The organism is Protofrankia sp. CiP1_Cm_nod4, assembly GCF_982290645.1.
The window spans coordinates 176,171-189,139 of record NZ_CEVIVC010000001.1 but is presented as its reverse complement, the minus strand read 5'-3'; the positions used below and the strand labels follow the sequence as shown (position 1 = coordinate 189,139).

The 12,969-nt window shown below is 70.8% G+C and carries 13 protein-coding genes; 12 read left to right on the top strand and 1 reads right to left on the bottom strand.

All coding sequences use genetic code 11. The features are described 5' to 3' along the window. Window positions 1-418 precede the first annotated feature (418 nt). The 6 genes from AC5LSR_RS00760 to AC5LSR_RS00735 all read left to right on the top strand — a co-directional run bounded on the left by AC5LSR_RS00760 (window position 419) and on the right by AC5LSR_RS00735 (window position 5,781). Window positions 419-1,744, top strand: coding sequence for a cytochrome P450 (locus tag AC5LSR_RS00760; protein WP_250280831.1), 1,326 nt, complete (start codon window positions 419-421; stop codon window positions 1,742-1,744). After that, entirely contained in the window at window positions 1,741-2,979 is a 1,239-nt protein-coding gene (locus AC5LSR_RS00755; protein ID WP_250280830.1) for an NAD(P)/FAD-dependent oxidoreductase, read from the top strand. The genes AC5LSR_RS00760 and AC5LSR_RS00755 overlap by 4 nt, the downstream gene beginning before the upstream one ends. Window positions 2,980-3,062: 83 nt before the next feature. Further along, window positions 3,063-3,401, top strand: a complete 339-nt coding sequence (locus AC5LSR_RS00750; protein ID WP_250280828.1) for a 2Fe-2S iron-sulfur cluster-binding protein — start codon at window positions 3,063-3,065, stop codon at window positions 3,399-3,401. 5 nt (window positions 3,402-3,406) lie between these two features. Then, complete coding sequence (locus tag AC5LSR_RS00745; protein ID WP_250280827.1) at window positions 3,407-3,640, top strand: hypothetical protein; 234 nt, start codon at window positions 3,407-3,409, stop codon at window positions 3,638-3,640. A 45-nt stretch (window positions 3,641-3,685) separates the two neighbouring features. Further along, window positions 3,686-5,146, top strand: coding sequence for an aldehyde dehydrogenase (locus AC5LSR_RS00740; protein ID WP_250280826.1), 1,461 nt, complete (start codon window positions 3,686-3,688; stop codon window positions 5,144-5,146). A 197-nt stretch (window positions 5,147-5,343) separates the two neighbouring features. Then, window positions 5,344-5,781, top strand: coding sequence for an ester cyclase (locus tag AC5LSR_RS00735; RefSeq protein WP_250280825.1), 438 nt, complete (start codon window positions 5,344-5,346; stop codon window positions 5,779-5,781). Window positions 5,782-5,964: 183 nt separating this feature from the next. Here AC5LSR_RS00735 and AC5LSR_RS00730 read toward each other — a convergent pair whose 3' ends face one another. Then, window positions 5,965-6,660: a FadR/GntR family transcriptional regulator gene (locus tag AC5LSR_RS00730; RefSeq protein WP_250286859.1), complete on the bottom strand. Its 696-nt coding sequence runs from the start codon at window positions 6,658-6,660 to the stop codon at window positions 5,965-5,967. A 448-nt stretch (window positions 6,661-7,108) separates the two neighbouring features. Between AC5LSR_RS00730 and AC5LSR_RS00725 the strand changes: the two genes are divergently transcribed. From AC5LSR_RS00725 to AC5LSR_RS00700, 6 genes are read left to right on the top strand one after another with little or no spacing between them, the layout of a single operon-like run. Continuing rightward, window positions 7,109-8,185: an amidohydrolase family protein gene (locus AC5LSR_RS00725; protein WP_250286861.1), complete on the top strand. Its 1,077-nt coding sequence runs from the start codon at window positions 7,109-7,111 to the stop codon at window positions 8,183-8,185. Window positions 8,186-8,188: 3 nt separating this feature from the next. Then, window positions 8,189-9,265, top strand: coding sequence for a DODA-type extradiol aromatic ring-opening family dioxygenase (locus tag AC5LSR_RS00720; RefSeq protein WP_250286863.1), 1,077 nt, complete (start codon window positions 8,189-8,191; stop codon window positions 9,263-9,265). Beyond that, window positions 9,262-10,125 carry an alpha/beta fold hydrolase gene (locus AC5LSR_RS00715; RefSeq protein WP_250286865.1) on the top strand — a complete coding sequence of 288 codons (864 nt, stop codon included), beginning with the start codon at window positions 9,262-9,264 and terminating at the stop codon, window positions 10,123-10,125. The genes AC5LSR_RS00720 and AC5LSR_RS00715 overlap by 4 nt, the downstream gene beginning before the upstream one ends. 21 nt (window positions 10,126-10,146) lie before the next feature. Continuing rightward, complete coding sequence (locus tag AC5LSR_RS00710; RefSeq protein WP_493468059.1) at window positions 10,147-11,493, top strand: aromatic ring-hydroxylating oxygenase subunit alpha; 1,347 nt, start codon at window positions 10,147-10,149, stop codon at window positions 11,491-11,493. Then, window positions 11,490-12,059, top strand: a complete 570-nt coding sequence (locus AC5LSR_RS00705) for an aromatic-ring-hydroxylating dioxygenase subunit beta (RefSeq protein ID WP_250291027.1) — start codon at window positions 11,490-11,492, stop codon at window positions 12,057-12,059. The genes AC5LSR_RS00710 and AC5LSR_RS00705 overlap by 4 nt, the downstream gene beginning before the upstream one ends. Further along, entirely contained in the window at window positions 12,056-12,838 is a 783-nt protein-coding gene (locus AC5LSR_RS00700; protein WP_250283949.1) for an SDR family NAD(P)-dependent oxidoreductase, read from the top strand. The genes AC5LSR_RS00705 and AC5LSR_RS00700 overlap by 4 nt, the downstream gene beginning before the upstream one ends. Window positions 12,839-12,969 lie beyond the last annotated feature (131 nt).

Genomic DNA, 12,969 nt, shown 5'->3' with positions numbered 1-12,969 from the left:
GGACGGGTCCGGCAGCGGGCCGGCCGGCCGGGTCGCCGGGGCCTCGTCGCACCGTCCGCGCACGCCGTCCGGTGGGGGTGGGGCTCTTTCGGTTCCGTCGGGTCGGCGGGGCTTCCTCCCGCGTCGCGGGGTTCTCCGTCATGGACGGATGGCCCCGCGACCGGGCAGTTGGTAACGCAGGGAAATTTTTCGATCACTATATGTTCCTAAGGTGGTACCTCAGGTATCCGCAAGGGGTACGAGGATTTCCCCTATGGGTGATGCAGGACACAGTTTGGCCGCCTACCGTTGACCCGACCGGGCGCCAGTGTCGTCGCCTGCGGTTCGCCTCTGGGCGGCGTCGACAGGGAAGGGGGGTTGTCGATCATCTTCCCACCTTCGGTGGATCTGGATTAAAGATCATGTATGAGGAGAGCTCATGGTCGCGGTCGCACCTGTGAACACCCGTCCGATACCGGACGAGATTGCCTGTCAGGTCGTCTTACCCGAGGGGCATATCGACGAGGACAGGCTGTTCGCCGCCTACCAGTGGCTGCGTGAGAACAATCCGCTCGGTCAGGTCAGGGTGGCGGGCTACGATCCGGTCTGGCTGGTCGCCAGGCATGCCGACATCATGGAGATCGAGCGGCAGCCGGACATCTTCACCAGCGGTGGCGGTGTCCAGCCGGGCTCTCACAACCCGATTCTGCAGAACCAGGCCGGTGACGAGTTCACCAAGAACCTCACCGGTGGCAGCCTGCGCATTCTCGACGCGCTCCCCTACCTTGACCCGCCGGAGCACACCGCGGTCAAGGACGTCGCGGTCGAATGGTTCCGCCCCGCGAACCTGAAGAAGTGGGAGGACACCATCCGCGAGCTCGCCCGGGAGGTCATCGCCAGGTTCCTGCACCCCGGCGAGAACAATATCGACTTCGTCAGGGAGTTCGCGCTCTTCTACCCGCTGCACGTCATCATGACCCTTTTCGGCGTGCCCGAGGAGGACGAGCCGAGGATGATGGCGCTCAGCCAGGAGTTCTTTGGCACGGAGGACCCCGAGGCGCGCCGGGAGGATGTCGAGGCGCTCACTCCGGAGGCGGCCGCGCAGCAGTGGTCCGCGGCGATCAGGGACTTCTACGCCTACTTCGACGTGCTGGTGGAGGACCGGCGGAAGAACCCGAAGGACGACCTCGCCACGATCATCGCGCTCGCGAAGGGGGAGGACGGCGAGTACTATCCGAAGGGGTTCGCCTACGGCTGGTTCATCGCGATCGCCACCGCCGGTCACGACACGACGTCGAGCACGCTCTCGGGAGCGCTTGAGCAGCTCGCGCTGCATCCCGACCAGCTCAAGAGGGTCCAGGATGATCTTTCGCTCGTCCCGCACCTGCTCAACGAGGCGCTGCGCTGGGCGTCCCCGGTCAAGCAGTTCACCCGGCAGGCCACCGAGGATTACACGCTGAACGGAAGCGAGATCAAGAAGGGTGACCGGCTGATGCTGCTGTACCAGTCGGCCAACCGCGACGCCGAGGTGTTCGACGATCCCGACACATTCCGGATCGACCGCCGGCCGAACAAGCACATCGCCTTCGGCTACGGCCCGCACATGTGCATCGGCCAGCACGTGGCCAAGCTCGAGCTGAGGATCATACTCGAGGAGCTGCTGCCGCGTATCGGGAAGATCGAGCTGACCGGCGAGCGCAAGGTCGTCCAGACGAACTTCGTCGGCGGGCTGAAGAAACTGCCGGTACGTCTGGAGCTGCGGTGACCCAGCGGCGGGTTTCCCCCGACAGCCGCCGGGTGGTGGTCGTCGGGGGAGGTCATGCGGGCGGCACGCTGGTAGGGCTGCTGCGGCAGGCCGGCTTCACCGGTGAGATCGTGCTGTTCGGCCAGGAGACGGACCTGCCGTACCACCGTCCGCCCCTGTCCAAGAAGTTCATCGACGGCGATCTCGAGCACTGGCTGCGCCCGCCGGAGTTCTACCCGGAGCAGGACATCTCCGTCCGGCTGGGCGAGTCGGTCGAGTCGGTCGACCCCGTGGCGCGCCGCGTGTACACGAGCGGCGCGCAGACCGTCGACTACGACGTGCTCGTCCTCGCCACCGGGGCCGAGCCCCGGCGGCTGCCGGCGCCCGGGGCCGATCTCGCCGGTGTTCTCACCCTGCGCACCCTCGCCGACGCCCGTGTCCTGCGCAAGGCCGTCATCAGCGGCGGCCCGATCGCGATCATCGGTGGTGGGTACGTCGGCCTGGAGGTCGCGGCGGTGGCGCGGGCGGGCGGCGTCGAGGTGACGGTCATCGAACGCGAGGAGCGGGTGCTCGCGCGGGTGGCGAGCAGCCGGCTGTCGGAGATCCTGGCGGCGTACCACCGGGAGCGCGACACCACGATCCTCACCGGGGCGCAGGTCGTCGGCCTGTCCGGCGAGGACGGCCGGGTCCAGGGCGTGCTTCTCGGCGACGGGACGCGGATAGCCTGCGACATCGCCCTCGTGGGCATCGGCGCGGTCCCGCGCGACGAGCTCGCAGTGGCGGCCGGCCTGGCCTGCGAGCAGGGGATCCTGGTCGACGGCCAGGCGCGCACCAGCGATCCGGCGATCTTCGCGATCGGGGACGTCACCCGCCGGCCGCTGCCGGGCGTCGACGGGCTGCAGCGGCTGGAGAGCATCCCCAGCGCGGTGGAGCAGGCCAAGCAGGCCACGGCCGCGATCGTCGGCGCGCAGCCCGTCCACCCGGAGGTGCCCTGGTTCTGGTCCGACCAGTTCGACCTGAAGCTCAAGATAGCCGGGATCGTCTCCGCGCCGCCCGGTACCGTCCTGCGCGGTGACCCGGCATCGGGGCGCTTCGCCCTGTTCCACCACACGGACGGCAGGATCACGGCGGTGGAGTCCGCGAACTCGCCGGGCGACTTCATGGCCGGCAAGAAGCTCATCGCCGGCGGTGAGCGGGTCGACCCGGTACGGCTGGCCGACCCCGCCGTACCACTCCGCGGCGCCGTGATCACATGAACCGTCACCGTATGAACCGTCACCACATGAAAAACAAAGCTGTTGTTATGTCAGGTCGTCATCAAGCCATATGAAACAACCGGATGAGCACGGAGCGCGCGATGCCCATAATCACCTACGTTCTGCCCGACGGCACCGAACACGCGGTCGACGTCCCGCCTGGGCAGACCGTGATGGATGGTTCGGTTCGCAACAACCTGCCGGGGATCGTCGCCGAGTGCGGCGGTAGCTGCTCGTGCGCGACGTGCCACGTCTACGTCGGCCCGGAGTCGCAGGCGTTCTTCGACGAGATGACCGACGAGGAGCGCGAGCTGCTGGAGTTCGCCGACGGCACGCGGGAGGACTCCCGGCTGTCCTGCCAGCTCGTCATCACCAGCGAATGCAAGGGCGTCCGGGTGACGGTGTCGGCCGACAACGGCTGATCCGGATGCCTCCGGGCACGCTCCGGCCGGCATGCCCAGGTGCCGGGCTGGCCATCACCGCGGTCGTGGCGGGCGGCAGCGGACCGGACAGCTTCAGCCCCGAGCCGCTCGCGCCGCACCGGGCCGGGAAGCTCCCCGCCGGCAAACTGATCACCACGGTGCCGTCCACGCAGATCAACGAAGCCGCGGCACCGCGGCACCGTGGCGAGGCGGTGAAGATTGTTCTTGTCCACGAGTGAGCGTGGCGGCCCGCGCAGGATTCCGTCCTCGTAAGGAGAATGCCAATGACGACGACGATCGACTACGACCAGTTCTACATCGACGGCGCCTGGCAGGCGCCGGCCGCGAACGGCAGCATCCCCGTGCACTCGGCCAGCACCGAGGAGCGGGTGGGCAGCGTCCCGGAGGGGACCGAACGCGACATCGACCTGGCGGTGGCGGCGGCGCGCCGCGCCTTCGACGACCCGGACGGGTGGTCCCGGTGGTCGCCGGCGCGCCGCGCGGAGGTGCTGGAGCGGTTCGCGGCCGCGCTGGAGGCACGCGGCGCGGAGACCGCGCGCCGGGTCAGCGTCCAGAACGGGATGCCGATCTGGTTAGCCAACCAGTTCGAGGCGGGCTTCCCGCCGTTGCTGCTGCGCTACTACAGCGGCCTGGTCGCGCAGACCGGGCTGGAGGAGATACGCCCCGGCATGCTGGGCGGCCGCTCCCTGGTCATCCGCGAGCCCGTCGGCGTGGTCGGCGCCGTGGTCCCGTGGAACGTGCCGCAGGCGATCTCCTTCCTGAAGATCGCGCCAGCGCTGGCCAGCGGCTCCACCGTTGTGATCAAGCCCGCGCCGGAGACCGTGCTGGACGCCTTCCTCGTGGGTGAGGCCGCGCTGGAGGCCGGGCTGCCCGCCGGCGTGCTCAACATCGTCCCCGGTGGCCGCGAGGTCGGCGCCCACCTCGTCTCCCACCCCGGGGTCGACAAGGTCTCCTTCACCGGGTCCACCGCCGCCGGGCGCGCGATCGCCGAGACCTGCGGCCGGCTGCTGCGGCCGGTGACCCTTGAGCTGGGCGGCAAGTCGGCCGCGATCGTGCTCGACGACGCCGACCTGGCGGCCAACATCCAGAGCTTCTTCGCCTCGACCCTGCTCAACAACGGCCAGATCTGCTGGCTCGGCACGCGCGTCCTCGCCCCCCGGCGCCGGTACCAGGAGGTGGTCGACACCATCACCGGGCTCGTCAGCTCGCTGGCGGTGGGGGACCCGCTCGACCCGGCGACCCAGCTGGGCCCGCTGGTGTCGTCCCGGCAGCGGGAGCGGGTGGAGTCCTACATCGCCAAGGGCGAGAGCGAAGGGGCCCGGCTGACCACCGGCGGCAGGCGGCCCAAGGACCTCGACAAGGGATGGTATGTCGAGCCCACGGTCTTCGCGGACGTGGACAACAAGCAGACCATCGCCCAGGAGGAGATCTTCGGGCCGGTGCTGGCGGTGATCCCGTACTCCACCGAGGAGGAGGCCGTCGCCATCGCGAACGACAGCGACTACGGCCTCGGCGGATCCGTGTGGACGGCCGACCCGGAGCGCGGCACGGCGCTCGCCCGGAAGGTCCAGAGCGGCACGATCGGGATCAACGCCTACGTCAACGACCCCACCGCGCCGTTCGGCGGGATCAAGGCGAGCGGGATCGGCCGCGAACTCGGCCCGGAGGGGCTGCACGCCTTCCAGGTCCTCAAGACGATCTATCTCGACGCGTCCAGCGGCTGATCCCGAGCGCCATGTGACGGGTACGCGCGGACGGGCGTCCCGGCCGGCCGGGGCACCGGCCGCCCACCGGGCCCGTCCGGCAGCCACGGCGCGCAGGTTCCCCGTCGCGCGGGCCGGTCACCGCCGGCCCGCGCGACGGGAGTACCGCTGGTACGGGTGGACGGCGGTGATGCCATGACCATCAACGAGGAGAGATCATGGGAGTTTCGATACGCGAGTCCCTGAGCACATATCCGGAGCGTTACTTCGCCGCCTGGAACGGGCGGGACCTGGACGTCGTCGCGGGCCTGCTGGCAAGCCGTTTCCGGTGGGCCGACCCGTCGCTGCCGGCCGACATCACCGATCTCGAGGGTGCGCGCGGGTTCTTCCAGGCGGCCTGGCAGGGCTTTCCCGACCTGCGTCTCGAGCCGGTGGGCGACCCCCTCGTCGACGAGATCACCGGTCGTGTCGCGCAGGAGTGGCGCATGACCGGAACCCACACCGGTGAGGGCTTCCCGCCCGGGGTGCCGGCCACCGGGCGGGCGTTCGACCTGGCGGGCGCCGATGTCTTCACCGTCGGCCCCGAAGGCCGCGCGGCCGCCATCCACGCCTACTGGGACGTCACGACGCTGGCCCGCCAGCTCGGGCTCGCCTAGAACACGAAAGCCGGGACAGGTCCGGTACAGGGGAGACGGGGAACGGGCCGGGCCACGGCGATCGCCACGTCGGCGGCCACGAGCCACCCGGCTCCCCGGTGGCCGGCCGCGCCGTGGGCGTCAGCGATGCCGTGGGCGCCCGCGGCGCGGCCGCCGGCCGGCCGCGGCCGCCCGCCCGCCTGGTCAGGCGATGCGGACCATGTCGTGGCTGTGCAGCGCGAGGATCTTCTCCAGCGCGACCGTGTCCTGCTCCCGGATCGCGGCGACGAGGTTGCTGTGCACCTCCAGGTTGTGGTGCCGCAGCTCCTCGCTGCCCTCCACGTACGTCGCCTTCGTGAGCGTGGCGCTGAGGATCGACACGATCGTCTGGTAGAGGCCGACCAGGACCTCGATCCGGGACGCCCGGGCGATGGCCAGGTGCAGGCGCATGTTCGCGGCCAGATAGGCGTGCGGGTCGTCCATTGCCGCCTGCATGTCATGCAGGGCCCATTCCATCGCCCGCACGTCCTCGGGGGAGGCGCGTTGCAGCGCCACCGGCGGGAAGAGCGAGTCCAGGTAGGCGCGTGCCTCGAAGAGATGCTCGGGGTCCACGGTCAGCCCCTGGTGCCACAGGTCGACTCCGCCGAGGCGGACCTGGGGCGGTGGGTTGGCCACGAACACCCCGCCGTTGGGCCCGGGCCTGACCGTGATCAGATCACGTTCGCGCAGGATGCCCAGGGCCTCGTTCATCACCGAGGGGCTGACCTCGAAACTGCTGATCAGTTCGGTGCGCAGCCCGAGCCGGCTGCCGGCGGGCAGCCGCTCGGCGAGAATCCTGGCCTCGATCTCCGCCGCGACCTGCTGCGCGCGAGAACTTCGAGGCGTCGCGTCAGCTGGCATCGTCCGCGCTCCTTACCGGTCCACATCCTACTGGCCCGCGCCCTACTGGCCCGCGCCCGTACGCCGGCCGCCGGCGCCGCGCCGGCCGGCCGTGGCCCGCCCAGAGGCCGGGCGAATAACCGATCATCATCGAATCCTGTAACAAGATTATGGTGCCTCCTGTCAGCGGACTCCACCGATGGTAGCCGCCTATGAGGGGACGGTCAGAGTTTGCCTATATGATCTTCATATATATGCTTGAAACATGTATGCAGAATAGTTATGGTTGCGACCAGTCGGATGGCAGACCTTGGCGGTCCCGGAGAAGGACTGGTGCCAATTGATCATCTATCGGCCGGCCCCCGAGCGGACGTTCGTGAACGTGCCGTCCTCGCCCGTCGACGACGCCTGCGGCGGGTAGCGCCGTGGCGGGCGAGGCAGCGGCAGCGGGAGAACAGCAGGAGAAGCGGTGACCGGCGGCGCGCCGGCCGGCGCGGGGCTGCCCGGCGCGGGGCTGGTCGACGTGCACACGCACGCCATCGCGCCGTGGCTGCCCGATCTCGCCGGGCGCGACGGCTGGCGAGGCTGGCCCTGCGTCCAGCGGCTCGGTGACACCCGGGCGCGCATCCTCGTCGGCGGGCGGCCGTACCGTGACGTCGACGACCGCTGCTGGTCGGCGCGGCGCCGCCTGGCCGACATGGACGCCGAGGGCGTCGCGGTGCAGGTGCTCTCCCCGATTCCGATCACTTTCTGTCATGACGCCCCGGCCGCCGGTGCCGCGGTCCTCGCGCGGTCGCAGAACGACTTCCTCGCCTCGCTGGTCGCCGAGCGTCCCGAGCGGTTCCGCGCCCTGGGCGCGGTGCCGTTGCAGGACCCCGACGTGGCCGTCGCCGAGCTGCGCCGGTGCGTGCGGGAGCTGGGCTTCCTCGGCGTCGAGATCGGCACCCGGGTCGGCCAGGACGAGCTGGGCGACCCCCGGTTCGACCCGTTCTTCGCCGCCGCCGGGGAGCTCGGCGCCCTGGTGCTGGTGCACCCCGCCGACTCGGTGCTGGATCCGCGGCTGGCCAGGCTCGGGGTGGGCTTCGGCGCCGGCATGCCGTCCGAGACCGGGATCGCGATCGCCGGCCTGCTGGCCGGCGGCGCGCTGGCCCGCCGGCCGGGGCTGCGGCTGTGCCTGGCGCACGGCGGCGGCTGCCTGCCGTGGCTGCTGCCCCGGCTCGACCGGGGCCGGCTCATCAGCGACCCGGCGCTACCAGCGGACCAGTTACCGAGCGCGCTGGCCCGTTCGCTCTACAGCGACTCGCTGACCTATGACGTGGACAGCCTGCTGCTGGCGGTGGCGCGTTTCGGTGCCGAGCACGTCCTGCTCGGCACCGACTATCCCTTCGCGGCACGGGAGAGCCCGGCGGGCGCGGTGCTCGCCGGGCCGCACGAGCGGCTGACCGCCGGCCTGCGGGCCGCCATCGGCCGGCGCAACGCGCTCGGGCTCATCGGCCTGGACAGACGGCTCGTGCCAACGGGCCGTCCGGGCGAACCAGAGGAGTGAGACATGGCGGAGTTTCTCGGGCTCGGGCTGACCCATTACCCGTTACTCGCCGGCACCGACGAGCACATGGCCGGGCTGCTGCGCTGGACGCTGCAGGATCCCGACATCCCCGCGGCGGAGAAGGATCCGGCGTCCTGGCCGGAGCCGATGCGCCGGGAGTGGGCTGACGACCAGGGAGTCGCGGCCGCCGCCGGGCACCGCCGCGAGCTGCGCGCGGGCCTGGCCCGCTGCCGGGCCGCGCTCGACGCCTTCCAGCCGGACCTGCTCGTGGTGTGGGGCGACGACCAGTACGAGAACTTCCGGGAGGAGGTGATACCGCCCTTCTGCGTGCTGGCCTACGACGACACCGAGGTGCACCCGTTCGCGCTGATGAACGAGCGGGGCAGCCCGAACGCCTGGGGCCGGCCGGACGACATGACGTTCACCCTGCGCTCCGACGCCGCCGCGGCCCGGGCGCTCACCGACGACCTGCTCCAGGACGGTTTCGACGTCGCGTACTCCTACCGGAAGCGGGCCGGCGCGCACTTCCCCCACGCGATCGTCAACACCCAGCTGTTCCTGGACTACGACCACGCCGGCACCGAGTTCCCCTACCGGCTGCTGCCGATCACGGTGAACTGCTACGGCCAGCACGCGATCGCCCGCCGGGGCGCGCTGGCCCGGTTCGCCGAGATCCGGGACGAACGGCTGGACCCGGCCGGCCCGTCCCCGGCGCGCTGCTTCGAGCTCGGCCGGGCGGTGGCCCGCGCGCTGCGCGCCGGCGACAAGCGGGTCGCCCTGGTGGCCTCGTCCAGCTGGTCGCACGCGTTCCTCACCGACGCCTCCTGGCACCTGCGCCCCGACACCGCGGCCGACCTGCGGCTGTACGAGGCGTTCGTGCGGGGCGACTACGCGGCGTGGAGCAGCGTCACCGGCGCGCAGATCGTGCGGGCCGGGCAGCACGAGATGCTCAACTGGTTCTGCCTGGCCGGCGCCATGGACGAGCTCGGCATGCCGCTGAGCTGGTCCACCTTCGTGGTCACCGACGTCTTCAACTCCAACAAGTGTTTCGCGATCTTCGAGGGAAAGGCCGGTCTGTGAGCACAACGACGGTCACCGATGAGGTCACCGACGAGGCCGCCGGGCGGACGGTCGACGCCGGCGGCATCCCGACGCACTACCACGACCTCGGCTCCGGGGACCCGGTGCTGCTGCTGCACGGATCCGGGCCCGGGGTCTCGGCGTGGGCGAACTGGCGCCTGACGATCCCCGTGCTGGCCCAGCGGTTCCGGGTGATCGCCCCCGACATCGTCGGGTTCGGCCACACCGGACGGCCCGCCGACATCCACTACTCGCTGGCCACCTGGATCGACCACACCTGGGCGCTGCTGGACGCGCTCGAGCTCGAGCGGGTGTCGGTGGTCGGCAACTCGCTGGGCGGGCGGATCGCGCTGGGGATGGCCTCGCAGCACCCCGAACGGCTGGACCGGATGGTGCTGATGGGTGTCCCCGGCGTGGGGATGACGCCCACCGAGGGCCTGCGCGCGCTGCGGGAGTACGAGCCGTCGCTGGAGAACATGCGCCGGCTGCTGCTCGACTGCTTTGCGGTCGACCCGGCCATCATCACCGACGACCTGGTGCGCATCCGGCACGAGGCCAGCGTCGCACCGGGCGCCTTCGAGGCCTACCGCGACATGTTCTTCAGCCCCCGCCACGCCGGCAGCCAGCTCGCCATCGAGGCGGACGAGGTCGTCACCATCACCACCCCGACGCTGCTGGTGCACGGGCGGGAGGACAAGGTCGTCCCGGTCGAGGTCGCCTGGAACATGGCCCGCCTGCTGCCCGACGCCGACCTGGCGGTCTTCGCCCGCTGTGGGCACTGGACGCAGATCGAGCGTCCCGACGACTTCTCCGAGATCGTGCGCCATTTCCTGGCGCGCCCGTCCGCCACCCGTTCATGATCTTTTCGCGGAGATGATCCCGTGACTTCCCTGTCGAGAACATCAGAATTACCGAGAGTGTCGACGGCGCTGCTCGACGCGGCGCCCGCTACCGACAGCCGGTTCCCGCTGGTCGACGAGGACACCGGCCGGCACCGGTTCCGCGTCCACCGCTCGACGATGACCTCGCCGGAGGTGTTCCGCGCGGAGCTGGACCGGGTGTTCAGCCACTCGTGGCTCTACGTCGGCCACGAGTCCGAGGTGTCCAGGCCGGGCGACTACGTCCGCCGGCCGGTCGGCGGCCGGCCGGTGTTCATGGTCCGCGGGGCGAAGAGCGGCCGGATAAACGTCTTCCACAACACCTGCACCCACCGGGGCGCGGTGGTCTGCCGGCAGCCGGCCGGCAACGCCAAGGCGTTCTCGTGCTTCTACCACGCCTGGACCTTCGACTCCGAGGGACACCTGATGGGGATCCCCGACCGGGACGCGTACGGCGGGGAGCTCGATCTGGCCGCGCTGTCCCTCAGGCCGGTGGCCCGGGTGGAAAGCTACCGGGGGTTCGTGTTCGCCAGCTTCGACCCGGAGATCCAGGACCTGGTCAGCTACCTTGCCGGCGCGGTCGAGTACCTGGACCTGGTGATCGACTCCGCCGACGGGGAAATGGAGATCATCAAGGGGACCAACGAGTACTGCATCGAGGCGAACTGGAAGCTGCTCGCCGAGAACAGCATCGACGGCTACCACGCCGTCTCCACCCATGACACCTACTTCAAGTACCTGCTGGCGCTGGGCACCGACCTCGCCGGCGGGGTGGACGGCACCTCCTACGACCTGGGCAACGGGCACGCCGTCCTGGAGTACCGGGCACCCTGGGGGCGGCCGATCGCCAAGTGGGAGCCGCTGTTCGGCGAGGACTCCCGGGAGGAGATCGCCCGCATGCGCGCCGACCTGGTCTCCCGGCACGGCGAGGCACGCGGCAGCCGGATGGCCGACACCAACCGCAACCTGCTGATCTATCCGAACCTGGTCGTCAACGACATCATGGCGGTCACGGTGCGTACCTTCATGCCGCTGGCGCCCAACCGGATGGACGTCACCGCCTGGGAACTCGCGCCCCGCGACGAGCTCGCCCAGCTGCGCCAGCGCCGGCTCGACAGCTTCCTGACCTTCCTCGGCCCGGCCGGCTTCGCCACCCCGGACGACCTGGAGGCGCTGGAGTCCTGCCAGCAGGGGTTCAGCAGCGGCGGCGTGGAGTGGAACGACATCTCCCGCGGGATGGCCCGCACCCCCGCGGCCAACGACGAGGCGCAGATGCGCGCCTTCTGGCGGCGCTGGAGCCAGCAGATGGGCACGGCCGGCTACGGCGGCGGAGCGGGAGCGTCCCGATGACCACGACCACAGGTGCCCCGGCCGCCCCGGCCGTCCAGCCGGCCCCGATCATCCGGCTGTCCCAGCCCGACGTGGTCCTCGGCCTGGACGCGCTCGGCCGGTCGCAGGTCGAGGACTTCCTCTGCCTGGAGGCCGAGCTGCTCGACGCCTGGGATCTCGACACCTGGCTCACGCTGTTCGCGCCCGAGGCGTCCTACGTCGTCCCGTGCAACGACAGCCCGGACGGCGACCCCGCCCGGGACCTCGTCCTCGTCGACGACAACGCGCTGCGCCTGCGGCTGCGGGTGGAGCGTCTCAACAGCCGCCGGGCGCACCGCGAGTACCCGCACTCGCGCACGAACCACCAGTTCAGCAACGTCGTGGTGGGTGTGCGGGAGGGCGACGAGCTGCCGGTCGTGGCGTCCTTCACGGTGTGGCGGTTCCGCAACGGCAAGGCGTCGTACTACGTGGGGAAGTACCACTACCGGTTCGTCGCGATCGACGGGCGGCTGCGGATCCGGTCCAAGCGCGTGGTCCTGGACATGACCACCCTGCGCCCGGCCGGCGATCTTGCGATCATCCTGTGACCACCCCGCTGCGGGGCCGCACGGCGGTGGTCACCGGCGGGGCGACCGGGATCGGGCTGGGGATCACCCGCCGGCTGCTCGCCGACGGGGCCCGCGTGCTGGTCGCCGCCCTGCACCCCGAGGAGCTCAAGCGCGCCTACGGCGAGCTGGGTGACCACCGCACCGGTGTGGACCTGGCCGGGCACGTCGCGGACCTGTCCCGGCCGGGCGCGGGCGAGGACCTGCTGCGGGCGGCGGTCGACGCCTTCGGTGGCGTCGACATCCTGGTCAACAACGCCGGCGGCGGGGTGATCAGGCCGACGCTGGAGCACACCGAGCAGACCCTGCGGGCGACGATCGAGAACAACCTGTGGACGGTGCTGCGCTGCACGCTGGCGGTGCTGCCGCACATGGCCGCCCGAGGGTACGGCCGGATCGTCAGCATCGGCGCCGAGTCGGTGCGCAACGGGCTGGTGGACCATGCCGTGTACAACGCCGCCAAGGGCGGGGTGCACGCCCTGACCACCGGCCTGGCGCGTGAGTTCGCCACCGCCGGGATCACCGTCAACGTCGTCGCCCCGTCCTACGTGCGCACCCCGGAGCTTGACGCGGGCCTGCGCGCGGGCACGCTGCCGGACCGGCTGCTGCACGTCATCGACCGCGCCGTCGAGCTGATCCCGCTGCACCGGCCCGGCAGCGTGGAGGACGTCGCCGCGGCCGTGGCCTACCTGGCCCGGGAGGACGCGGGGTTCGTCACCGGCCAGGTCCTCAGCGTCAACGGTGGCAGCAGCATGGGCTGACCGCGGCCGCTCCGGCGGCCAGGAAGCTCCGGACAGGAAGATCTTCAGGACGGGAAGCTTCAGCACCTCGGGAGTACGTGTCACCATGACGAGCTCATCCACATCCACCAGCGCTGTGCCCGCCGGCGCTG